This window comes from Pelotomaculum sp. FP (genome assembly GCF_004369245.1).
In the GTDB taxonomy this organism is placed as follows: Bacteria; Bacillota; Desulfotomaculia; order Desulfotomaculales; family Pelotomaculaceae; genus Pelotomaculum_C; species Pelotomaculum_C schinkii.
Window position 1 is genome coordinate 14151 of record NZ_QFGB01000010.1, and the last position, 22468, is coordinate 36618.

Sequence of the window (22468 nt, forward strand, 5' to 3'; positions counted from 1 at the left end):
AATGGCTGTAATATCTATGAAGCAACTATTGGAAGCAGGGGTTCATTTCGGCCATCAGACCCGTCGCTGGAATCCCAAAATGGCCTCCTATATATTTACAGACCGCAACGGCATCTATATTATTGACTTGCAGAAGACAGTCAGGAAGGTTGAGGAAGCTTATAACTTTGTAAAGCAGCTTTCCGCCGAGGGTGACAACATCCTGTTCGTCGGTACCAAGAAGCAGGCGCAGGAAGCGGTACGTGAAGAAGCGGAGCGCTGCGGCATGTTTTATGTGAACCAGCGTTGGCTGGGCGGCATGTTAACCAATTTCCAGACCATCAGGAAGCGCATTGACAGGTTGCACGAGCTGGAAAAAATGGAGGCTAACGGCACTCTTGAGGTTTTGCCTAAAAAAGAGGTCGCCGAGTTGATGCATGAAAAGGAAAAACTGCAGAAATTCTTAGGCGGCATCAAAGACATGAGGCGCCTGCCCGCAGCGCTTTTTATTATTGACCCGCGTAAAGAGCGCATTGCTGTAGCCGAGGCGCGCAAGTTGGGTATTCCTATTGTAGCGATTGTGGATACCAACTGCGATCCGGACGAAGTAGACTACGTCATACCCGGCAATGACGACGCCATCAGAGCAGTCCGGCTGCTTACCGGTAAAATGGCGGAGGCTGTTCTGGAAGGAAAACAGGGCGAACAGCTTGCAGAATAAAAGTGTGTAGCGAGGTGGGGGTTAGTCTTAAGAGGTTACCCCTGCCTTTTTTTCTGTCCTGGTGTTTTAGTAATATATGGATAAACAAGGTTAATCATGGACATACTTAAAATTACAATAATTTACACTCAATTAGACTAATTTAAGGAGGGGTTATTATGTCTGTACCAGCAAGTTTTGTGAAAGAACTTCGTGAGCGCACCGGAGCGGGTATGATGGATTGTAAAAAAGCCCTTGCCGAAAGCGGTGGCGATATTGATAAAGCCGCCGACTATTTAAGGGAAAAAGGGCTAGCGGCTGCAGCTAAAAAAGCCGGCAGGATAGCCGCCGAAGGCCTCGTTGAATCTTACATACACGGCGGGGGCCGTATTGGGGTTCTGGTAGAGGTAAATTGTGAAACTGATTTTGTAGCCAAAACTGATGAGTTTAAGGCTTTGGTTAAAGATATAGCTATGCAGATCGCGGCTGCCAAACCTGAGTTTGTGAAAAGGGAAGAAGTCCCTGCGGAAGCTCTGGAACATGAGAAAACCATACTGCGGGCACAGGCCCTGAACGAGGGCAAGCCTGCCAATATCGTTGAAAAAATGGTTGAAGGACGTGTGGAAAAGTACTTCAAAGAAGTCTGCCTGCTGGAACAGCCCTTCATCAAGGAACCGGATATGTCCATTAAACAGCTCCTAACGGAAAAAATTTCTAAAATTGGCGAAAATATCAGCATCAGGCGTTTCACACGTTATGAACTGGGTGAGGGTATCCAGAAGAAGCAGTCAGACCTGGCGGCAGAGGTGGCAGAGGCCACACGAAATGTCTGCAAGTAAAATTTTATAAAAGGATTTTAAGCTGATATTGTAGAATAACTCTGGTAAGAGTGGAGGGCTCGTATCTAATATGGTTGCTCCGAAATACTGGCGTGTTGTTCTGAAATTAAGCGGTGAGGCATTAGCCGGCTCTTTTGGCTATGGCATTGATCCGGACGTGGTTAACGCTATTGCCAGGCAGATTAAAGAAGTAGTGGAGCACCGTGTTCAGTTGGCTGTTGTGGTCGGGGGAGGCAATATCTGGCGTGGCGTGGCAGGCAGCGCCAAGGGTATGGATCGTGCCACGGCGGACTATATGGGTATGCTGGCCACTGTCATGAATGCGTTAGCCCTGCAGGACGCATTGCAAACCCACGGTGTTGATACCCGCACGCAAACGGCCATAGAAATGAAAGAGATAGCCGAACCATACATCATGCGGCGGGCAATCCGGCATATGGAAAAGGGCCGGGTGGTAATCTTTGCAGCCGGTACCGGCAACCCTTACTTTTCTACTGATACCACTGCGGCTCTCAGGGCTGCTGAAATCGAGGCTCAAGTAATTTTAATGGCCAAACGGGTCGACGGGGTGTATGACTGCGACCCCTTAATACATCCCGGGGCCATAAAGTTCGAAGAGCTTTCCTTTATTGAGATGATTAACCGGGGATTGGGTGTTATGGACGCAACTGCCGCATCCCTGTGCATGGATAATAAAATCCCGGTTATCGTTTTTGATTTAAACCAGCATGGCAACATCAAGAAGGTTGTTTTTGGCGAAAAAATCGGAACTTACATCGGGGGTGAGTTTGATGGTCAAGGAGATAGTTAAAGAAGCAGAAGGCAATATGAAAAAAACCATTGAGGTGGTTAAAAAAGAATTCGCTTCGCTTCGTGCCGGGCGGGCGACTCCGGCTTTGCTGGACAAAATTATGGTAAACTATTATGGAACTCCGACACCTGTTAACCAACTTGCCAATATCTCTGTTCCCGAAGCCAGGTTATTAGTCATCCAGCCTTGGGATAAAAGTTCTCTACATGAAATTGAGCGGGCTATCATGAAATCCGACCTGGGCATCACTCCAGCCAGCGACGGTGTGGTGATCAGGTTGGCCATACCGCAGCTGACCCAGGAAAGACGGGTAGATTTAATGAAGGTAGTAAAGAAAAAGGCTGAAGAGGGCCGGGTGGCGATCAGAAATATCCGCCGGGACGTCAATGAACACTTGAAAGCCTACCAAAAAGAAGGAAAAATTTCCGAAGACGAGTTGAAGCGCAGCCAGGACGATGTACAGAAAATGACGGACCGTTTGATTAAGGAAATTGACGGGCTGTTGACCATTAAAGAGCAGGAAATTATGCAGGTATAATGGATAGCGTTCCTGATATAACAGGTTTTTATCTGGATGAAGCGCTCCAGATATGCAAGGATAACGGGTATCAGGTAAGTGTTGTGTTCACCCGGCCTGATAAGCTGTCGCCGGAGGGAAAACCAAGGGCGGTACGCTTTCAAAAGGTCTCGATATATACAGGGGTGATTACTGTCGTTCTAGAGGAAGGGATGAAAGGAGGTGGATAAAGAAGTGGCATACAAAATTACAGATGAATGCCTTGCTTGCGGCGCCTGCATGGATTCCTGCCCGGTTGAAGCTATTAGCGAAGGTGATATCTATAAGATTGACCCAGATAAATGTGAAAGCTGTGGGGCTTGTGCTGATGCCTGTCCGACAGGCGCGATTGTTGAAGAGTAGAGGACGGACCCCCTCACAAGCGAGGGGGTCGTTTATATATGATGTTTTGTAAGGGTGGTCCCGAAGTTGGACAATATTTTAATGTTCAAGCAGTATTTCGATTTCTGGCGCAAAAAAAACACCGGTAAAATTAAAGAGGCCGAGGTCGAAAGGCTGATAAACGAGGTTGACAGAAAAAAACTGCCCAGGCATATTGCCATTATTATGGACGGCAACGGCCGGTGGGCTTTACGGCGTGGTATGTCTCGATCCTGCGGCCACCGCGCTGGCGTAGAGTCACTCAGGGACATAGTTAAAGTCTGCTCCGAATTAAAAGTGAAAATATTAACGGTTTACGCATTTTCAACAGAGAACTGGAAGAGACCCCGTGAAGAAGTTGACATTTTAATGGACCTCCTGGTGGAGTATTTTAACCGGGAAATTGAGGAGCTTAATAAAAACAGGGTAAGGGTAAACCCCATCGGCAGGTTGCATGAACTACCGCCCGCAACACTTGAGGCGCTTAAAATGGGAGCTGAGCGGACGCGTGGCAATGACGGATTGATTTTGAACGTGGCCTTTAACTACGGGGGACGGCAGGAGATAGTAGATACAGTCAGAGCGGTAGTCGCTGATGTCTTAAGCGGCAAATTAAGCGCGGCCGATATTGAAGAGCGGGCTATTTCCGAACGGCTTTATACGGCCGGGCAGCCAGATCCGGATTTGCTGATTCGCCCGGCCGGGGATTTTAGGATTAGCAACTTTTTACTATGGCAGCTTGCCTACACAGAGTTTTGGATTTCTCCTGTTATGTGGCCTGATTTTCGCAGGATTGACCTGATTAACGCGATTTTAGAATTTCAGCGGCGGGAACGCCGTTTTGGAGGCTTAAAGTAACAATGGGGATAACCCCGACGGGTCGGTGAAAATGTGCTCTGGCAAAGAATAATGAGTGCCCTGTTGGGCATCCCGCTGGTTGTACTTGCGGTTTGGCATGGTGGAATCCCGCTATTATTTTTAATTGGTGTCCTGAGCATGCTTGGAATAAAGGAAATGATGCAAATTCTGGCCAAGCTTGGCTTGAACCCGTTGTTATGGCTGGCAGTAGCAGGCGGTCTAGTCCTGATCAGCGGAGTTTACCTGTACAGTGACGGCTATCCGGGGCCTACCATTACCATCATTCTATTCCTGCACCTGATTGCGACGGTCACCTTTTACCCTCGTTACTCGCTGCTTGACGGCGCCGGTACCCTGATGAGTACATTGTACGTGGGCCTTTTAACTTACCTGTACCTGCTGCGGTCTCTGCCGGATGGTTGGATATGGCTGATATTTATGCTCGCCTGCACCTGGGCCTGCGATACCGCAGCATATTTTGTGGGTACGGCCTTTGGCAAGAGGAAAATCGCTCCGGTTTTAAGCCCCAAGAAGTCACTGGAAGGCGCCATCGGCGGGCTGGCCGGAAGTGTACTAACAAGCTGCTTGTTTGCATACATATATCCATTCTTATCTGTTCCTAAGATGCTGCTGCTGGGTCTCCTGGTGGGACTGGCTTCTGAAGTCGGCGACCTGCTTGAATCAGCGTTTAAAAGGCAGGCGGGGATAAAAGATTCTAGCATGCTGATACCCGGCCATGGGGGAATATTGGACCGCATCGACAGTTGGTTGTTTACAGCTCCGCTGGTATATTATTTCGTACTGTTGTTTATTATAAATTGAATGGGGGTGGTAAAAGTTGCCAAAGCCAATCTTGCTGATTGTTTATGCCGCCATTGCGATATTGGTGTTTATGGCAGCCTATGTTTACGTGCTTCCAATTTTTGTGCCTTTTATCATCGCCCTTTTTTTTACCGCGCTGATGGAGCCGTTGATACGGTTAATCCAGCGCAGGTCGCGTATGCCCCGCGGTTTTGCGGTACTGCTTACTATGTTTGTTGTATTTGGCGGCATCGGCGTAGTTTTTTCAGCAATAATTCTCAAGCTGGTCGCTGAATTAATTCAGCTCTCTGTTTCTCTGCCTGGCGTGGCGGCGGAAATAAGTCTCTATTACCAGTTTTTTATTGATAGAGTAACTGCCTTTTACATCACACTTCCACCGGGGGTTACTTCGTCCCTGGAACAGAATATTTCCATTCTGACTGCCAACTTACAGAGTCTGATTACCAGGTCGGCAAACTCAATTATTGCCTTTCTCTCAATTGTACCCGGCACCTTCACCATCATGCTCGTCAGCTTATTGGCCACCTATTTCCTGGCCCGCGACCGGCAATTGATTATTGGGCTCTTGCTCCGGTATATTCCTGCGCCCTGGGGCGAAAAAACAGTTGCCATTCTGCAGGAGATAACCGCTGCCTTCATTGGATACCTGAGGGCGCAGGCGGTGCTGGTACTGATTACGATCGTGCTCAGCGTTACCGGACTCTACCTTATTGGAGCAGACTATGCTCTCACCATGGGGCTTTTGATCGGCGTTTTTGATATGATACCGGTCCTGGGGCCGGCCACGATTTATGTTCCCTGGATAATCTGGTCGTTTGTCACAGGCGCTACCGCCTTTGGCGTCAAATTGACCATATTGTACGGGTTAGTGCTGGTGGTAAGGCAGGTTATGGAAGCTAAAATCGTCTCAGCCAACCTCGGCCTGCACCCCCTGGAAACACTGCTCGCCATGTATGCGGGACTTAAAACGATTGGCCTGGCCGGCCTTATATTGGGTCCTATTATCTTGATTGGCGGTAAGGCAGTTATGAAGGCGGTAAGATCACCCCAAAGATAATTTTCGTACTTATAACGATAATAGGAGCAAAGTATATTGAAAAGAGTCGTCGTCCTCGGCAGTACCGGTTCAATAGGCACACAGACCCTGGATGTAATCAGGAATCTGCCGGGTGAATTTGAAGTGGTTGGGCTCGGAGCAGGAAGAAACTCACGCCTTTTAGCTGAACAAATAAACGAATTCCAGCCCCGCGCCGCTGCTTTAGCGGAGCAAGAAGATTTGTCGCGTTTAAAAAGAGAACTGTCGCCACAAGATAAACTTGATCTGGACTGGGGCATAGAAGGGATGAAAAACCTTGCCGCGATGCCTGAAGCAGATCTGGTTGTTATCGCCGTTACCGGGGTGGCAGGAATTCATCCTACCTTCACCGCGCTGAGCGCCGGCAAGGATGTAGCCCTGGCCAACAAGGAGACACTGGTGGCTGCGGGGCAGCTGGTGATGGATTTGGCGACCAGGAAAAGTAAGGCTCTTCTTCCGGTTGACAGCGAGCATTCCGCCGTGTGGCAGTGCCTCTACGGATATCCATTTGATCAACTTGAAAAGATAATTCTCACAGCTTCAGGGGGTCCCTTCCGTAGCGCAAACAGTGTAGACCTTGAAAAAGTAACGGTTGAGATGGCTTTGAAACATCCCAACTGGAACATGGGAAGTAAAATCACCATAGATTCAGCTACTTTGATGAATAAGGGCCTTGAGGTAATTGAAGCGAAGTGGTTATTTGGGGTGGATTACGCCCAAATTGATGTAGTTGTTCACCCGCAGAGCATTATCCACTCAGCGGTTGAATTCAAGGACGGTTCAGTGATCGCCCAGATGGGGCTGCCGGATATGCGTCTGCCAATCCAGTACGCCCTGACCTTTCCGCAACGCGTACCAGGACCGGCGCCCAGGCTTGACTGGACAAAGTTACCTAAACTTACCTTTGAAGCTCCGGACACATCAAAATTCCCCTCCCTGCGCCTGGCGTATGAAGCAGGGAAGACAGGGGGCACCATGCCCGCCGTATTAAACGCAGCGAATGAAACGGCAGTTTATGCCTTTCTGCAAAAAAGGATAACCTTTTTGGGTATCCCCACGGTGGTGGAAAAGGTAATGGAAAAACACGCCAGTATAAACAATCCTGATCTGGGTGAAATAATGGAAGCAGACCTTTGGGCGAGAGCAACGGCTGGGGAATTCCTTAGGTTCTGATTTAAGAGAAATCCGGGGTGGTTAAAATGTTGACATTTGCAGCTTCAGTTTTTGTTTTTGGGCTATTGGTTTTCTTTCACGAGCTTGGACATTTTTTTGTCGCTAAAATGGTTGGCATCAAGGTGATTGAATTCAGCCTGGGGTTTGGTCCCAAAATAGCCGGGGCAACCGGGGGGGAAACCCAGTATAACGTGCGGTTGCTGCCCCTGGGTGGCTTTGTCCGCATGGCCGGCATGGAACCTAACGAGGAAATCGAAGAAGGCGATGAGCTGAGGGGGTTTAATAAGAAGACCATAGGTCAGCGAATTGCCGTTATATTTGCCGGACCCTTTATGAATTTTCTGTTGGCAGCGATGCTGTTAGCAATGATTTTTGCTTTTCAGGGCATTCCTGACGGGGTTGTAACTGTAGAAACCTTGCCCGATTCCCCTGCCATGCAAGGCGGGATAATGCCGGGTGATAAGATTTTGGCGATAAATGGTGAGCATATTGAGAACCAGGATGAACTGATTGGGCTGATTAGCGCCCGACCCAACCAGAATATCGAAATTACGGTACTGAGAAACAATGTGGAACAGCGATTGAATATCCGTACGACTGCTGATGAAAACGGCGCCGGCAAGATTGGGTTCATTGTGGGACCGGGGACACGTAAGCTTGGCCTAATCCAGTCGATTGGCCAGGGATTGGCGTGGACTGGCCGTGTTACCTTTATGATCCTTGATTTTGTTTCTAAAATGATTTTTGGTCAGGCCCCTGCCGATTTTGGGGGACCGGTTAGGGTTGTCTCTGAAATAGGCAAGGCCGCCGAGGTTGGGTTCTTTTTCCTGCTGCAGCTGGCGGCTTTTCTAAGTATCAACCTGGGCCTTTTTAACCTGTTTCCCATCCCGGCCCTTGACGGCAGCCGGATCCTGTTTTTGTTCTGGGAAAAACTAAGAGGGCGGCCGGTCGACCCGGTGAAAGAAAATTTTATTCACCTGGTCGGATTTGGCCTGTTGCTCTTGTTGATGGTGGTAATCACCTATAATGATATCCTTAGTATTTTTGTGGTTAATAACGTTCCAGGGCAAAATTAGCTCGTCACGGACGAACATGCTCATACAAATCGTATCACATCCAGATTATAAAGGCAAACGTGATGTTGTTTTAGGATGGGTAAGGTGGGTAAGCGATGAACAGAAGAAAAAGCCGGCCGCTTATGGTTGGCGGAGTAATGGTAGGCGGTGGCGCTCCGGTGTCCGTTCAGTCCATGACCAATACCGACACCAGGGATGCCGCCGCCACCATCGCCCAAATTAACAGGCTCGCCCTGGAGGGCTGCGAAATCATTCGCGTGGCGGTTCCCGACCACTGGGCGGCAGCTGCTCTACCCTTAATTATCCGCGGCATTGACATCCCTCTTATAGCCGACATCCATTTTGACTACCGGCTGGCTTTGATGGCTCTTGAAGCCGGAGCGCAGGGCTTAAGGATTAACCCGGGCAACATCGGGGGCCGGTCCAAAGTCGCAGAAGTCGCGGCAGCCGCGAGGGAGCGGGGAGTCCCGATCAGGATTGGAGTTAATGCAGGCTCTTTGGAAAAAAGTCTGTTAACCAAATATGGCGGAGTCACACCTGCCGCCATGGTTGAAAGCGCCATGGGGCACATACATATCCTGGAGGAATTGAACTATACGGATATCAAGGTATCCTTAAAGGCCTCCAGCGTCCCGCTGATGGTTGAAGCCTACCGCAGCCTGGCCGGGAAAGTCGACTACCCTTTTCATATCGGGGTGACTGAGGCGGGTACGCTGGCCACCGGGACTGTTAAATCAGCGGTAGGAATTGGCATCCTATTAAGCGAAGGAATTGGTGACACCGTAAGGGTCTCGCTTACCGGACACCCGCTGCATGAAGTCAGAGTGGCCTATGATATTCTGAATGCCCTGGGGCTGCGCCGCCGGGGTGTGGATTTGATCTCTTGTCCCACCTGCGGGCGCACCCAGGTTGACCTTATTAAACTGGCAGAGGAAACTGAAGCAAGGCTCAAAGTACTGGACAAGCCCATCAGGGTTGCCGTTATGGGCTGTGTGGTCAACGGTCCCGGGGAAGCAAGAGAAGCAGATGTGGGTATAGCCTGCGGCAAAGGGGAAGGGCTCATCTTTAAAAAAGGCGTGGTTGTCAGGAAGGTCCCGGAAGAGAAGCTGCTGGAAGAACTCATGAAAGAAATCGAAACCATCTGATATATAAAATTCATAGGTCATTGTTAACTGGTTCTCGAAAAGCACCTGGGGTAGTGGACTTGGGGTTATCCTCCGCTCGCTTTGCAATTCTACATTTGTGAAACAAGAGCATTATGCCGACCGCATCTACAGACAGCCATCCGTTAGCTACGCGCTATTTAAGCTTTTCTGCATGCAACGCACGCGCTAAGGAACGCACCCAGGTGCTCCGCTCGCTCCGGATAACCCCAAGCCCGCAAGTCAAGCCTTTTCGAGCAATATTCTTGAGACAGGTGGGGCAAATGACATGAAATATGTCCACCATTGTAGAAAATAATGGTGGTTCATTCGCACATCACCACAGAGGAATGCACTATTCTGAAATATATTATTTAGAGATATCATGTCATTATTTAATAATTATTTTACATATATCGGGAGGTTTTTATCATGCGAGCTACAGAGTTATATGCGCCTACTTTACGGGAAGTCCCGGCCGAAGCCGAGGTGGTAAGCCACCAGCTCCTCCTGCGAGCAGGTTATATCAGGCGGACGGCAACGGGTGTATACACCTACCTGCCGCTGGGTATGCGCGTCCTTAAAAAAATCGAACAAATTGTTCGGGAAGAGATGGACCGCCAGGGTGGTCAGGAGATTATGATGCCCATAATCCAGCCTGCCGAACTTTGGCAGGAATCCGGCCGGTGGGACGTCTATGGCCCTGAGCTTTTCCGGCTTAAGGACAGGCATGAACGCGATTTTGCCCTTGGGCCAACGCATGAAGAAATCATTACCGCGCTGGTGCGTGGGGAAGTGAATTCATACAAGCAGATGCCGATCTTGTTATACCAGATTCAAAATAAGTACCGTGATGAACGGCGACCACGCTTTGGCCTGCTGCGAGGCCGGGAGTTTATCATGAAAGATCTTTATTCCTTCGACCGGGACGCGGACGGACTGGAGGTCAGCTACAGAAAAATGCACGTGGCGTATACCCGTGTTTTTGAACGCTGCGGTTTACGTTTCAGGCCGGTGGAGGCAGACTCGGGGGCTATTGGAGGCAGTGCTACCCATGAGTTTATGGTCCTGGCCGATTCAGGAGAAGCAATTATACTTTACTGTGAAAATCCAGTCTGCGGTTACGCCGCCAACAATGAAAAGGCTTCCGTGCCGGTTGGTGAGATAACACCTGAAGAGACACTCTACCCGCTAAACAGGGCTGAAACTCCCGGCTGCCGTACCGTCGAAGAAGTTGCACAGTTTTTACGTATTTCTCCTCAACAAATTATCAAGACGATTCTTTACGAGACTGAAAGAGAAGTGGCGGCCGCGCTTGTGCGGGGTGACCGCGAAATCAATGAAATAAAACTTTCGAATGCTCTGGGCTGCCTGCGGTTGGAACTGGCGGGACCAAAAACTGTCCAGCAGGTGACCGGCGCGGCGGTAGGCTTTGCCGGTCCGGTGGGGTTGAAGGGCTGTACCATTGTGGCCGACCCCGAGGTGATGGCTATGGTCAACGCTGTAACAGGTAGCAATACAAATGACATACACTGCCTTAACGTTAATCCAGGACGCGATTTTGAAGTTCATATGATAAAAGATATCCGTATGGTCCAGGCCGGTGAGCCATGTCCCCATTGCGGTTCTAAACTGCTGGAAGCAAAGGGCATTGAAGTAGGGCAGATTTTCAAGCTGGGCGACAAGTACAGCAAGGTTTTAGGCGCAACCTACCTGGATGAAGGCGGCAAGAGCCTGCCGATTATCATGGGATGCTACGGGATAGGAGTTTCCCGTACCATGGCCGCGGCAATTGAACAGAACCACGATCAGAACGGCATTATTTGGCCGGTAGCCATCGCTCCTTTCCAGGTGGTCGTCATTCCTGTCAGCGCCAAGGACGAAACCCAGGTCGCGTTAGCCGAGGAACTGTATCACCGGTTATTAGAAGCCGGTGTTGAAACTGTAATAGATGACCGGCCCGAGCGTGCGGGTGTCAAGTTCAAGGACGCGGACCTGATTGGTTACCCGTTGCGCATAACCATAGGGGCCAAAGCTGTTTCTGAAAACCGTGTTGAAATACGGCCACGCAAAACGGGCGAGGTCACCCTGACGGCAACCCGGGACCTGGAAAAAACCGTACTGGAAATGCTCGCAGAACTATAATATAGTATAAAGATTCTTTGAAAATGGGTGGGCACAATCGGCAAGCTCAGGAAAGTACTTATTTTATCGGTATCGGTTGGCGCCGGTCACATGCGAACAGCCGAGGCCATTAAAAAAGCATGCGGCTCTCTTGCTCCGGAAGCTGAAGTTGTTATTTTGGATACCTTCCGCTATGCCAATCCCTTGCTCGAAAAGGTTGTCCTCGGCACTTATATGGAAATGCTTAAGATGACACCCGTATTATATGGTTATCTCTACCGCCGGTCGGAGTGGGGACAGCCTTTATCAGGCCGTGGGAAAGAGGAATTCAACAGGATCTTAAGCCTCCTGAGCGCGCCCAGGCTGATGGCATATATCAGGGATTTCGAACCGCAAATTATTGTTTGCACCCATCCTTTTCCACTTGGTATTATCTCGTATATGAAGAAAAGGGGAAAGTTCAACGGGCTGGCGGTTGCCACTATTACCGATTTTACCATTCACTCATTCTGGATTTTTCCGCATGTTGATACCTATATCGTAGGTTCAGAAGCTCTAATACCCCAGTGCGAGCAGTACGGCATAGAAAAAAAACGGATTAGGGCCACGGGCATACCAATTGACCCTGCCTTCAGCAAGCCTTACGATAAATATCGCTTGAGATTAGAACTCAATCTTGACCCCGACCTTACAACCATCCTGCTTGTGGGTGGCGGTTTGGGCATGGGACCACTCTTGTCTGCCGTAAAATCACTCGGCAGCGGCAATAACCGGCTTCAGCTGATCGTGGTCAGCGGCGCCAACAAGGTCCTTTATGAACGTTTAGCAAGAACTATCCCCAGTTTGCCGTGTGCTATTCGCCTTTACGGCTTTGTAGATAATATTCACCAATTGATGGCCGCATCGGATTTAATGGTCGGAAAGGCAGGCGGCTTAACATGCGCTGAAGCCCTGTCGCTGGGATTGCCAATGTTCATTGTTGATCCCCTGCCGGGACAAGAGGAAAGGAATACCGAATTTATTTGTTCAATGCAGGCAGGCGTTAAGGTTGAAGAAAAAGACCTGGCTGCAGTCATTACCAACTATTTGCACAAACAAAGCGATATCGCCAGTATGGCCAGCGCGGCTCTTGGCTTGGGGAAACCCGGAGCAGCCTACGACGTGGTTGATTATATGTCGCATGTAGTTCGTGATCTAAAAGTTCTTTAGCTTTTTAAAATTTGTAGTCAAGTTGTTTGGAGAAAGTTATTTTCCGCAGCTCTTTCCTTCCTTGTTGGCAGTTATGTCTATCATGCTCTTGTCAACAATTGTCTTTTGTGTTATAATAACTCTGGTTTGGGGCAAGGGGAGATTTGTGATTTTTCAAGGAGTGGGTAATACCCACTCTTTCGTCTTACATGGATATTGAATATAAGTTTAAATAAGTAACCAGAATTGCTTGCAGTAAATATAACAGGAGGGCTCCTTTTGGCTAAACAGAAAACAGCAGCGACAGTCGCGGCATTGATCCAGCCGGTATTTGAGGATGTTGAGTTGGAACTGGTAGATGTGACCTTTACAAAAGAAGGCAACGGCTGGTACCTGCGTATTTTTATAGATAAACCCGGCGGAGTAGATATCGAGGACTGCCAGAACGTCTCCAGAGAAATAGAACTAATACTGGACGAAACGGATCCGATACCCCAGTCCTATATACTGGAAGTATCCTCGCCGGGGATCGAAAGGCCTTTAAAAAAGCCTGCTGACTACGACCGTTTCAGTGGTAGTCTGGCTAATATCACTACATATGCGCCGCTTGAAGGCAAAAAGAATTTTCGTGGACGCCTTATAGGTCTTCGCGGCAGTGACGTGGTGCTGGCTGTTAACGGTTCGGAAATAATAATTCCGTTCGAACAGGTTGCAGGAGCGCACCTTGAAGTGGAATTTTAAACAGTTCAGGGAGGAAGAATTATGAACACCGAATTTTTAGAAGCCCTTAAAGAACTTGAGAAAGAAAAGGGCATTTCGGTTGATATTTTGCTGGAGGCCATTGAGGCAGCGTTGCTTTCAGCTTACAAGCGTAATTTTGGTTCCCTGCAAAATGCCCGTGTGCACATTGACCGCGAAACAGGCGACTTTAAAGTGTATACCCAACGTATGGTCACCGAGCACGTTGAAGACCCGCGGCAGGAAATAACGCTCGAAGAGGCTCAACAAATAAACCCCAATTACGACCAGGGAGATATTGTTGAAACAGAGGTTACCCCCAGAAACTTCGGACGGATTGCCGCCCAAACAGCCAAACAAGTGGTTGTACAGAGAATCCGGGAAGCCGAACGCAATATTATCTTCGAAGAATTTGCCAACCGCGAGGGTGACATTGTAACAGGGATCGTCCAAAGGATGGAACAAAAGAATGTATTTATCGAACTGGGGAAAACCGAGGCAATCCTGGCGCCTTCAGAACAGATGCCTGGAGAGGAGTATCGGCATGGGGAAAGGCTGAAGACCTATATTATTGAAGTCAGAAAGACCACCAAGGGTCCCCAAATTCTTGTTTCCCGGACTCACCCCGGTCTTTTAAAAAGGCTTTTTGAACTGGAGGTTCCTGAACTGCATGAGGGTGTCGTGGAACTTAAAGGCATCGCCCGTGAAGCAGGCGCCCGTTCAAAAATAGCGGTTTACTCCAAAGATGAAAATATCGATCCGGTTGGTTCCTGCGTCGGACCAAAAGGAATGAGGGTCCAAAACATTGTCAACGAACTTAACGGAGAAAAAATTGATATCATCAAATGGAATCCCGACCCGTCCAAATTTGTAGCGAGTTCACTAAGCCCGGCCAAGGTTGTTGCTGTAGAGATATGGGAGGAAGAGAAAATTGCGAGAGTGATTGTGCCCGACTACCAGCTTTCCCTGGCCATTGGTAAAGAGGGACAAAACGCACGTCTGGCAGCTAAGCTTACCGGTTGGAAAATAGATATCAAGAGTGAGACGCAGATGCGGGAAATTTACCCTGATGAATATGGAGAACTGTTTGAAGAGGAAGATGAATAGGGGGTTGGCCAGGTGCCCAGGGTGAAAAAGATTCCCCAGCGCATGTGTGTCGGGTGCCATGAGATGAGGGCCAAAAAAGAACTAATCCGTGTAGTGCGGACGCCCGACGATAAAATTGAGATCGACCCGACCGGAAAACTTTCCGGCCGCGGCGCCTATATCTGCCCGCAAATTGAATGTCTGCAAAAAGCTATCAAGGGTAAACGTCTGGATAAAGCCCTGCAGCGCACAATAACACAGGATATTTTGGAAGTACTGAAGCAGGGGTTGGTAAAATAATGACGGTAGAAAGGTTAATCAGTTTGGGGCAGCGGGCTGGAAAACTTGCTTCGGGAGCTTTTGCGGTAAAAAGCAATCTTAACAGAGGAAAGGCAAGGCTGTTATTGATAGCGAATGATACGGCGACACAGTCGTTTCAAGAGTTGAGCGGGTTGGCGGCTGCAAGAGGTGTTCCTGTACTATATTATGGCTCGAAGGATGATCTTGGCAGACTAATCGGTAAGTCGCCGCGTACAGCGCTGGCTATTACAGATGAGCATATGGCCAAAGGGATTCTTGAAGCTTTCGAAAGGGGAGAGGCCAACCGAACAGAGCAAAAAACCTGGAGGTGATTATATGGTAAAAAAACGCGTACACGAACTTGCCAAGGAACTTAACATAGAAAGTAAAGAGATTATTAAGAAACTTAGCCAAATGGGTATTGAAGTCAAGTCCCATATGAGTACCATTGAGGACAAGGATGTTGGTGAAATCCTGCGACAATACCGCAAGGCTGGCCAGGCCGATGAAAAGAAGGTTTCCGAAAGGACTTCAAAAGTCTCTGAAACCAGAGGCGCGCCAAACGCGGCAGCGCCAACCGCCAGGGAATCCAAGGGTGATCTCAGAAGAGATAAAGAAAAGAATGCTTTGGATGCTAAAAAAACCGATAAGAACCGGGGTACACAGTCCGGCTCCAGACACAGGACTGATTATAATAGAGGACCCGGGCTGGTAGACCGCGTCCCTTCACGCCCACCGGACCGGCGCTTTCAGGAAAAACCGCCTGAAAAACAAGCACGACCCTGGGGGGCCCCTAAAGTTGAGCAGCAGACTAAACCTAAAATGGTTGAAAGCCCGCCGGAGCGCCCGAAATTTGATAAACCTCAACAGGATCGCCCCTTGCAGGAAAAAAGGCAGTTAGAGCGGCCACTTGCGGAACAACCGGCCATGCCCAAACCAACGCAGGGACGTACCGGCCAAACCAGGCCGCAAGGTGAACATGCTAGACCGGATCGTCCTTTCCATGAAAGAGGCCAGGGACAGACCAAGCCTCAACCCCAAGGAAGAACACCGGGCACGGCGCCACAACAGGGGCCAACTCCGCGCTACCCGCGGCAGGGAGGTCCAGGTAGACCCCAGGATCAGAGATCGGCCGGAGGATTCAGACCGGGAGGTGGTCCGGCAGTAACCGGTGCGAGAGTTGGCGAACGTGGAGCAGCCCCGATGGGGCCATCTGATAGAAGGGTGTTTGATCGCGGGCCAGGTACAGCTGCGAAACCAAGGACGGACCAGCAGGCAATCAGGCCGATGGCTAGACCGGACGATAAAGGCAGGCCGGCCTTGCTGCAAACAAAAACTCCCGATAAACAGAAGCCGGTATCCAAACCCGGCGCCCAGAAGACAGCAAAGGGCCGCTATGAAAAACGCAGCGCCATCGCGGAACATGCTGAAGGAAAACTACGTCACAGAACGGGCCCGCGTAAGAAAGGACCGGCCAAATCACACGAAATAAAGCCGCTTCAGCCGGTGGAGAAAAAGCCGGTTATACTTGGCGAATCTACCACGGTACAGGAACTGTCCTTGAAAATGCATAAAGGGCCGGCTGAATTGATTAAGAAGTTGCTCAGTATGGGTGTAATGGTTACCATTAACCAGGAAATCGACACCGATACTGCTTTGATTTTGGCTGAGGAATATGGTTATGAGGTAGAGATAAAACTACCGGTTGACCTTGAAGCGCAGCTGATGCAAGAACCTGAAGAAGACAGCGCTCTTCTACAGACCAGGCCTTGTGTGGTAACGGTGATGGGCCATGTGGACCATGGCAAAACCTCTTTACTGGACGCGATCCGGGAGACGAATGTGACCGCCACCGAGGCAGGTGGAATTACCCAGCACATCGGGGCTTACCAGGTAGAACACAATGGTAAAAAGATTACTTTTGTGGACACCCCGGGTCACGAAGCCTTTACCGCAATGCGCGCGCGGGGAGCGCAGGTCACCGACATTGCCATACTTGTTGTGGCAGCGGATGACGGCGTCATGCCGCAAACCATTGAGGCAATCAACCATTCTAAAGATGCCAAAGTCCCTATTATTGTTGCTATCAATAAAATTGACAAACCCGGCGCCAACCCTGATCGGGTCAAGCAGGAACTAACCGAGCACGGCCTGGTGGCAGAGGAATGGGGCGGGGATACCATCTGCGTCAATGTTTCGGCAATTAAAAGGGAAGGCTTAACAGATCTTCTCGAAATGATCCTGCTGGTGGCTGAAGTCAGCGAACTCAAGGCCAACCAGAACCGACCTGCCAGAGGTACGGTTATTGAGGCGGAACTGGACAAGGCGCGCGGACCAGTTGCCAACGTACTGGTCCAAAACGGTTCCTTGAACATTGGTGATACGATTATTGCCGGAGCTGCTTTGGGCCGGGTCCGGGCGATGATGGACGATAAAGGCCGCCGCATTAAAAAAGCCGGGCCGTCTACTCCGGTAGAAGTCATTGGCTTTTCAGATGTTCCGCTGGCAGGAGACATATTCATGGCGGTTGAGGATGAAAAGCTGGCCAGGACTATTGTCGCTCGCAGGCAAACTAAGAAGCGGGAGGAAGAACTCAAAACAACCACCCGTGTATCTCTGGAAGACCTGTTCAAGCATATCCAGGAAGGACAGATCAAAGAACTGGGGATTATTGTCAAAGCCGATGTGCAGGGATCGGTTGAGGCGCTGCGCCAGGCCTTGGAACGCCTCAACACCGGAGAGGTAAAGGTAAATATCATTCATGGCGGCGTGGGAGCTATTAGTGAGACTGACATCATGTTTGCCTCAGCCTCTAATGCCATCATAATAGGTTTTAACGTCCGTCCCGATGTCAACGCCAGAAAGGCTGCCGAAAGCGAAAAGGTAGATGTGCGTCTCTACCGGGTTATTTATGACGCTATTGAAGACGTAAAGGCGGCAATGAGCGGATTGCTTGATCCGGAATACAAGGAGGTAATGCTTGGAAGGGCCGAGATACGCAAGATTTTCAGGGCCTCCAAAATAGGTACTATTGCCGGGTGCTATGTCCTTGAAGGCAAACTTGAAAGAGACGCCGGGGTAAGGGTAGTTCGTGACGGGATCGTAGTGCATGAAGGAAAGCTTGATTCTCTGAAACGTTTTAAGGACGACGTTAAGGAAGTCGTCCAGGGCTATGAGTGTGGCCTGGCTTTGGAGAAATTCAATGAAATTAAAGAAGGGGACATTATCGAGGCATTTTCCATTGAAGCAATTAAGCGTGAGCTTTCCTAGCCCATGCTGGAAATTGGAAAGAAATAATGCTTTTTTAAATTAGTCTTGGGGAAATATATATTTAGCAACGGGATTTCTTGAGGTTCATATATTCCACTTCCGCATCAAACTGAAGGTGGTGTTTGCGGTTATGTCCTTTCGTCCTGAGCGGTTGGCAGAGGCTATAAAAAAAGAAGTATCTGAACTGTTAACAGAAGAGTTAAAAGATCCAAGGATTGGCTTTGTTTCCATCACCTCAGTCGAAGTATCCAAAGACCTTCGTTATGCAAATATTTACATCAGTGTTTTTGGCGAGACGGCTAAGCGGAAAGCTTCTCTTGAAGCGCTTCAAAAAGCCCATGGTTTTATACGGGGGGAATTGGCTAAAAGAATCCGCCTGCGCTATATGCCGGAGATTACCTTTAAACTTGATGAATCTATAGAGAGAGGCTCAAGGCTGATAGCGCTGATGAATGAAGTCAAGGACAAGGACGCTGGGCAATATGACTAATCTGTACGATATAGCTGCTGCCATTAGGCGTTCCGAGAGTATATTGATTTGCGGCCATATTATGCCGGATGGGGACTGCCTGGGTTCAGTTTTAGCGCTCGGCTTGAGCCTGGAGGCTATGAGCAAGAAAGTGGTCATGGCCGGACCAGACCCCATCCCGGCTATATATGAATTTTTGCCAGGTGTTGAACGTTTTAAGACAGGCGCGCCGCCGGATGGCGTTTATGATACATTCATCATTCTGGACTGCTCGGTACCCGAGCGGCTTGGCAGGGACTACCAGGATCTTTTAACAAGCAAAAAGGTCATTATTAATATTGACCACCATGCCGGTCCTGGTATCTTGGGGACGTATTGCTACATTGACACGGCGGCTGCAGCCGTCGGGGAAATAATTTTTGACCTGCTAAAGCTTATGCAGGTAAGTATTCCTGTTGAAACAGCCATAAACCTTTATACTGCAATTGTAACGGATACAGGTTCCTTTCAATACGATAACGTTACTCCCGGTACCCACCGCCGCATAGCGGAACTGCTCGAATTCGGTGCTCCAGGAGCCCAAATTAATATACTATTACATGAAGAAAAGCCAAAGGCTGCCTTGGTTTTATTGAGGGAAGCATTACATACACTGACAATGTCCCCCTGCGGAAAAGTATGCTGGATGACGGTTACATTGGAAATGCTAAAAAATACCGGCGCCCTGGATGAACATACGGAAGGACTGGTTAACTACTGCAGGTCGATCAGAGGGGTTGAGGTTGGACTTCTTTTCCGAGAAATTTTGGAGGGTACGTATAAAGTTAGCTTGCGCTCCAAAAATATTGTGGATGTAAACATGCTGGCTGTTCAATTCGGAGGTGGCGGTCACGCAAAAGCGGCCGGATGTATTTTACAGGGCGCCCTTAGGGAGGTTCAGGATAAGGTAACGAGGGAAGCTGTATTAGCAACCGGGGGAACAGCCTAATGAACGGTATTATAAACTTTCTCAAACCACCTGGCATGACTTCCCACGATGTGATTAATTTTGTTCGACGTACAACTGGTCTAAAAAAAGTGGGGCATACTGGAACGCTGGACCCTGGCGCGGCTGGAGTCCTGGTTGTTTGTCTGGGGCAGGCCACCCGTCTGTCACAGTTTCTGGTAGATGATACGAAGGAATACCGTGCTGAAATAACCTTTGGGCTGGCTACGTCAACCGGCGATTCTTTTGGCCTGGTCACCGCGCAAGGCAACGCGGCAGGACTTACCGAGAAGACCGTCCGCGACTCTTTAACTGCCTTTACCGGAGAGATCAGCCAGGTTCCGCCAATGACTTCCGCCATTAAACAGCAGGGAAAAAAGCTTTACCAATTAGCCAGGGACGGAATTGTGGTAGACCGCCCGGCACGCAAGGTTACTATCTATTCACTGAAGTATATATGGGGAACCGGGTGGGGCAGCACGCGCCCAAGAGCTTTGCTGCACCTGCGCTGCTCAAAGGGGACCTATGTCCGGACTTTATGTGAGGACCTGGGCAGCTACTTGGGTTGTGGAGCTCACATGTCATTTCTGGTGCGTACCAGGGCCGGAATTTTTAACATATCCGATTCAGCGACACTGGAAGAAATTAAGGCTGCGGCAATTGATTGCAAACTTATGGACAAAGTCATACCTATGGAAAAGGCGCTTTTTGGCTTACCCGTAGTAACAGTAAAAAACGGCGCCGCTACTGCGGTCGCATCAGGTTCAAAGTTATATCAGCCGGGAGTTTACCAAATGCCGGAAAATTTGTCTGAAGGGGATTTGGTACAGCTGGTAGGACCGGAGGGACTTTTGGCGGTGGCTGAAACCATCTTGGACCCTGAATATCAGGACAGACTGGTTTTTAAACCAGTCTGCGTCTTGCAAGCCCAAGCAGGGGGGAATTAAATTGCAACTATATCATCACTGGCATGGAATTAAGGAAAAGCATAACAAAATCGTAGTCGGCCTGGGTAACTTTGACGGTTTACATATTGGCCACCAGAAATTGATTGCCGATCTGGTGGCTTTGGCCAGGAAGGTTGGAGGAACACCTGCCGTATTCACTTTTCATCCTCATCCTCTGGCCATACTAAAGCCTGAAAAAAGTCCACTCCTCCTGATATCCCAGAAAGCCAAGCAAAATTTCTTTGCCAAACTTGGAGTCGAAGTACTTCTTCAGATACCTTTTGATCGGGATTTTGCAAGTATGTCGCCGGAAGACTTTGTGAAAAATGTCCTTCATGAAGAAATGGGCGCCTGTGGCGTTGTAATCGGATATAATTACACCTTTGGCCGTTACGGTCGAGGAACGCCTGCATTACTGGAAGAATTGTCGGCTGTCTACGGGTTTGAGCTCAGAGTGATACCTCCCATTGCGATTGAAGGGCAACCTGTCAGCAGCACCCTGATCAGAGGTCTGCTGGTCAGAGGTGAAGTGACCGAAGCTGCAAAATACCTGGGATACTATCCTTTTGTAGAAGGAGAAGTGGTAACCGGTGAGCAGCGTGGCCGGAACATCCTTGGCTTTCCTACGGCAAACCTGAATATAGACCAGACCTTGTTGGTTCCAGCAAATGGTGTCTATTTAACAAAGGTACATATTGACGGAGAATCTTATTTCGGAGTTGCAAATATTGGTGTTAAACCTACTTTTAATACTAATAACAGGAATATCGAGGTACACTTACTGGATTTTTATAAAGATCTTTATGGCATTCACATAAAAGTAAGTTTTACCAGGAGATTAAGAAAAGAAAAAAAATTTGCAACACCCTCAGAACTGGTAAAACAAATTGAAATAGACATATTAGAAGCCAGAGCGGAAAGCTTGAAAATCAGAGAATAAAAGGTGTGTGGTCTAAATATAATTTTGAGAGGGCGGCGTTTACATGCACACCAGATTGTGCTACAATTAACGCGTTAAACGTCCCGGATCATAACAAAAGGAGACGTTAACCGTGGGGATTCCTAAGTTCGACCCTCCAGAAGAAGAAATAAAAAAATTGCTCAGTCATATCGCCATGATTTGTTTGAGCGAAGAGTTTCAATCTCTCAAACTGGAATTGGAAACTATCTACAACCAGTCGAATGTAGAGAATGTTCGGTTAACGGCTTTTCAGGATGCTCTTTATTCCTTCCTGGCCCAGGAAGAAGATGAACAGTCTTATCAGTCTCATGTCTATTGATCCAGATGAAGGTAATCATTACCGAACACGCGCGGAAGCGATTAAGAGACATCAGACAGGACAAGATTACGGTTGCCGATATCGTGAACGCGGCCGGTGGATTACCTGGACGCATACCGACAGCCACCCGCTTTCGGGGTTTCTTTGCCAAGTCGGGCCGTGTTTTCGATATAGTTGCCAAGGACATTCCGGGAGGACGACTTGTAATAACAATTATTGGGAAATAAAACCCATTAAAATTGAACTGTTGGCTAGGGAACTCGTTCTCCGGCGGTTAACTTGGCCAACAGCGATTGAAGAGAAAAAGGAGGTGAACGGCATGGCCTTGACTAGCGACCATAAGCAAAGTGTGATCACAAAATACAAGTTACACGAGAATGATACAGGTTCCCCAGAGGTGCAGGTGGCGGTTTTGACTGAGAAGATCAACGTCCTTACAGAACACCTTAAAATCCACAAGGGCGACCACCACTCCAGGCGGGGACTATTGAAAATGGTTGGTCAAAGAAGGGCTCTGCTCAATTATTTGAAAGACCGTCACTTTGACCGGTATCGTTCATTAATTGAGAAGCTCGGTTTAAGGAAATAGATGTTGTTAAGGAAGCGGGTTCACCCGCTTCTTCTGATTTCAGGACCAGGTGTTATTTTTATCCTAAGAGAAGGAAATAA

Annotated in this window: 26 protein-coding genes; all 26 read left to right on the forward strand. The window is 48.9% G+C overall.

Features of this window, described 5'->3' with window-relative positions; genetic code table 11:
• Position 1: 1 nt before the first annotated feature.
• The 26 genes from rpsB to rpsO all read left to right on the forward strand — a co-directional run bounded on the left by rpsB (position 2) and on the right by rpsO (position 22388).
• A complete protein-coding gene (gene rpsB, locus Psfp_RS05745) occupies positions 2-700 on the forward strand; it encodes a 30S ribosomal protein S2 (RefSeq protein ID WP_134217599.1) in 699 nt (232 codons plus the stop codon).
• A 155-nt stretch (positions 701-855) separates the two neighbouring features.
• On the forward strand, positions 856-1518 hold the full coding sequence (gene tsf, locus Psfp_RS05750; protein ID WP_134217600.1) for a translation elongation factor Ts: 663 nt from the start codon (positions 856-858) through the stop codon (positions 1516-1518).
• A 70-nt stretch (positions 1519-1588) separates the two neighbouring features.
• On the forward strand, positions 1589-2329 hold the full coding sequence (pyrH, locus tag Psfp_RS05755; RefSeq protein ID WP_134217601.1) for a UMP kinase: 741 nt from the start codon (positions 1589-1591) through the stop codon (positions 2327-2329).
• Entirely contained in the window at positions 2310-2867 is a 558-nt protein-coding gene (gene frr / locus Psfp_RS05760) for a ribosome recycling factor (protein WP_134217602.1), read from the forward strand. Before pyrH ends, frr begins: the two co-directional genes overlap by 20 nt.
• Positions 2867-3076, forward strand: coding sequence for a hypothetical protein (locus Psfp_RS05765; protein WP_134217603.1), 210 nt, complete (start codon positions 2867-2869; stop codon positions 3074-3076). The genes frr and Psfp_RS05765 overlap by 1 nt, the downstream gene beginning before the upstream one ends.
• Positions 3077-3080: 4 nt before the next feature.
• The gene (locus tag Psfp_RS05770) at positions 3081-3248 is read left to right on the forward strand and encodes a 4Fe-4S binding protein (RefSeq protein WP_134217604.1); all 168 of its coding nucleotides are present in this window, start codon (positions 3081-3083) and stop codon (positions 3246-3248) included.
• 81 nt (positions 3249-3329) lie between these two features.
• Complete coding sequence (locus Psfp_RS05775) at positions 3330-4124, forward strand: isoprenyl transferase (protein WP_134217671.1); 795 nt, start codon at positions 3330-3332, stop codon at positions 4122-4124.
• A gap of 51 nt (positions 4125-4175) precedes the next feature.
• Positions 4176-4946, forward strand: coding sequence for a phosphatidate cytidylyltransferase (locus Psfp_RS05780; protein WP_243120497.1), 771 nt, complete (start codon positions 4176-4178; stop codon positions 4944-4946).
• 16 nt (positions 4947-4962) lie between these two features.
• Entirely contained in the window at positions 4963-6003 is a 1041-nt protein-coding gene (gene ytvI, locus Psfp_RS05785; RefSeq protein ID WP_134217606.1) for a sporulation integral membrane protein YtvI, read from the forward strand.
• A 36-nt stretch (positions 6004-6039) separates the two neighbouring features.
• A complete protein-coding gene (locus tag Psfp_RS05790) occupies positions 6040-7194 on the forward strand; it encodes a 1-deoxy-D-xylulose-5-phosphate reductoisomerase (protein WP_134217607.1) in 1155 nt (384 codons plus the stop codon).
• Between the two features lie 26 nt (positions 7195-7220).
• Positions 7221-8270, forward strand: coding sequence for an RIP metalloprotease RseP (gene rseP, locus Psfp_RS05795; RefSeq protein ID WP_134217608.1), 1050 nt, complete (start codon positions 7221-7223; stop codon positions 8268-8270).
• Between the two features lie 95 nt (positions 8271-8365).
• Complete coding sequence (ispG, locus tag Psfp_RS05800; protein ID WP_134217609.1) at positions 8366-9415, forward strand: flavodoxin-dependent (E)-4-hydroxy-3-methylbut-2-enyl-diphosphate synthase; 1050 nt, start codon at positions 8366-8368, stop codon at positions 9413-9415.
• 429 nt (positions 9416-9844) lie between these two features.
• On the forward strand, positions 9845-11557 hold the full coding sequence (locus Psfp_RS05805; RefSeq protein ID WP_134217610.1) for a proline--tRNA ligase: 1713 nt from the start codon (positions 9845-9847) through the stop codon (positions 11555-11557).
• 27 nt (positions 11558-11584) lie between these two features.
• The gene (locus Psfp_RS05810; protein ID WP_243120498.1) at positions 11585-12745 is read left to right on the forward strand and encodes a glycosyltransferase; all 1161 of its coding nucleotides are present in this window, start codon (positions 11585-11587) and stop codon (positions 12743-12745) included.
• Between the two features lie 258 nt (positions 12746-13003).
• Complete coding sequence (gene rimP / locus Psfp_RS05815) at positions 13004-13465, forward strand: ribosome maturation factor RimP (RefSeq protein ID WP_134217612.1); 462 nt, start codon at positions 13004-13006, stop codon at positions 13463-13465.
• Between the two features lie 21 nt (positions 13466-13486).
• The gene (gene nusA / locus Psfp_RS05820; RefSeq protein WP_134217613.1) at positions 13487-14569 is read left to right on the forward strand and encodes a transcription termination factor NusA; all 1083 of its coding nucleotides are present in this window, start codon (positions 13487-13489) and stop codon (positions 14567-14569) included.
• 12 nt (positions 14570-14581) lie between these two features.
• Complete coding sequence (locus Psfp_RS05825) at positions 14582-14848, forward strand: YlxR family protein (RefSeq protein WP_134217614.1); 267 nt, start codon at positions 14582-14584, stop codon at positions 14846-14848.
• Positions 14848-15180 carry a L7Ae/L30e/S12e/Gadd45 family ribosomal protein gene (locus Psfp_RS05830; protein WP_134217615.1) on the forward strand — a complete coding sequence of 111 codons (333 nt, stop codon included), beginning with the start codon at positions 14848-14850 and terminating at the stop codon, positions 15178-15180. The genes Psfp_RS05825 and Psfp_RS05830 overlap by 1 nt, the downstream gene beginning before the upstream one ends.
• A 4-nt stretch (positions 15181-15184) precedes the next feature.
• Positions 15185-18118 carry a translation initiation factor IF-2 gene (gene infB / locus Psfp_RS05835; protein WP_134217616.1) on the forward strand — a complete coding sequence of 978 codons (2934 nt, stop codon included), beginning with the start codon at positions 15185-15187 and terminating at the stop codon, positions 18116-18118.
• 130 nt (positions 18119-18248) lie between these two features.
• Positions 18249-18608 carry a 30S ribosome-binding factor RbfA gene (gene rbfA, locus Psfp_RS05840; RefSeq protein ID WP_134217617.1) on the forward strand — a complete coding sequence of 120 codons (360 nt, stop codon included), beginning with the start codon at positions 18249-18251 and terminating at the stop codon, positions 18606-18608.
• Entirely contained in the window at positions 18601-19575 is a 975-nt protein-coding gene (locus tag Psfp_RS05845; protein WP_134217618.1) for a bifunctional oligoribonuclease/PAP phosphatase NrnA, read from the forward strand. The genes rbfA and Psfp_RS05845 overlap by 8 nt, the downstream gene beginning before the upstream one ends.
• Positions 19575-20519, forward strand: a complete 945-nt coding sequence (gene truB / locus Psfp_RS05850) for a tRNA pseudouridine(55) synthase TruB (protein ID WP_134217619.1) — start codon at positions 19575-19577, stop codon at positions 20517-20519. Before Psfp_RS05845 ends, truB begins: the two co-directional genes overlap by 1 nt.
• Position 20520: 1 nt before the next feature.
• Complete coding sequence (locus tag Psfp_RS05855; RefSeq protein ID WP_134217620.1) at positions 20521-21459, forward strand: bifunctional riboflavin kinase/FAD synthetase; 939 nt, start codon at positions 20521-20523, stop codon at positions 21457-21459.
• Positions 21460-21571: 112 nt separating this feature from the next.
• Entirely contained in the window at positions 21572-21799 is a 228-nt protein-coding gene (locus tag Psfp_RS05860; protein WP_134217621.1) for a hypothetical protein, read from the forward strand.
• Positions 21800-21804: 5 nt separating this feature from the next.
• Positions 21805-22026, forward strand: coding sequence for a hypothetical protein (locus Psfp_RS05865; protein ID WP_134217672.1), 222 nt, complete (start codon positions 21805-21807; stop codon positions 22024-22026).
• Positions 22027-22118: 92 nt separating this feature from the next.
• Positions 22119-22388 carry a 30S ribosomal protein S15 gene (gene rpsO, locus Psfp_RS05870; protein ID WP_134217622.1) on the forward strand — a complete coding sequence of 90 codons (270 nt, stop codon included), beginning with the start codon at positions 22119-22121 and terminating at the stop codon, positions 22386-22388.
• The last annotated feature ends 80 nt before the right edge of the window (positions 22389-22468 follow it).

Bases quoted from the DNA above. Each gene is read 5' to 3' on its own strand.
- frr (WP_134217602.1), top strand. From the start codon at position 2,310: ATGGTCAAGGAGATAGTTAAAGAAGCAGAAGGCAATATGAAAAAAACC.
- rpsB (WP_134217599.1), top strand. From the start codon at position 2: ATGGCTGTAATATCTATGAAGCAACTATTGGAAGCAGGGGTTCATTTC.
- Psfp_RS05830 (WP_134217615.1), top strand. From the start codon at position 14,848: ATGACGGTAGAAAGGTTAATCAGTTTGGGGCAGCGGGCTGGAAAACTT.
- rbfA (WP_134217617.1), top strand. From the start codon at position 18,249: ATGTCCTTTCGTCCTGAGCGGTTGGCAGAGGCTATAAAAAAAGAAGTA.
- Psfp_RS05775 (WP_134217671.1), top strand. From the start codon at position 3,330: ATGTTCAAGCAGTATTTCGATTTCTGGCGCAAAAAAAACACCGGTAAA.
- Psfp_RS05865 (WP_134217672.1), top strand. From the start codon at position 21,805: ATGAAGGTAATCATTACCGAACACGCGCGGAAGCGATTAAGAGACATC.
- ispG (WP_134217609.1), top strand. From the start codon at position 8,366: ATGAACAGAAGAAAAAGCCGGCCGCTTATGGTTGGCGGAGTAATGGTA.
- Psfp_RS05780 (WP_243120497.1), top strand. From the start codon at position 4,176: ATGAGTGCCCTGTTGGGCATCCCGCTGGTTGTACTTGCGGTTTGGCAT.
- nusA (WP_134217613.1), top strand. From the start codon at position 13,487: ATGAACACCGAATTTTTAGAAGCCCTTAAAGAACTTGAGAAAGAAAAG.
- infB (WP_134217616.1), top strand. From the start codon at position 15,185: ATGGTAAAAAAACGCGTACACGAACTTGCCAAGGAACTTAACATAGAA.
- rseP (WP_134217608.1), top strand. From the start codon at position 7,221: ATGTTGACATTTGCAGCTTCAGTTTTTGTTTTTGGGCTATTGGTTTTC.
- Psfp_RS05845 (WP_134217618.1), top strand. From the start codon at position 18,601: ATGACTAATCTGTACGATATAGCTGCTGCCATTAGGCGTTCCGAGAGT.
- pyrH (WP_134217601.1), top strand. From the start codon at position 1,589: ATGGTTGCTCCGAAATACTGGCGTGTTGTTCTGAAATTAAGCGGTGAG.
- rpsO (WP_134217622.1), top strand. From the start codon at position 22,119: ATGGCCTTGACTAGCGACCATAAGCAAAGTGTGATCACAAAATACAAG.
- truB (WP_134217619.1), top strand. From the start codon at position 19,575: ATGAACGGTATTATAAACTTTCTCAAACCACCTGGCATGACTTCCCAC.
- Psfp_RS05805 (WP_134217610.1), top strand. From the start codon at position 9,845: ATGCGAGCTACAGAGTTATATGCGCCTACTTTACGGGAAGTCCCGGCC.
- Psfp_RS05765 (WP_134217603.1), top strand. From the start codon at position 2,867: ATGGATAGCGTTCCTGATATAACAGGTTTTTATCTGGATGAAGCGCTC.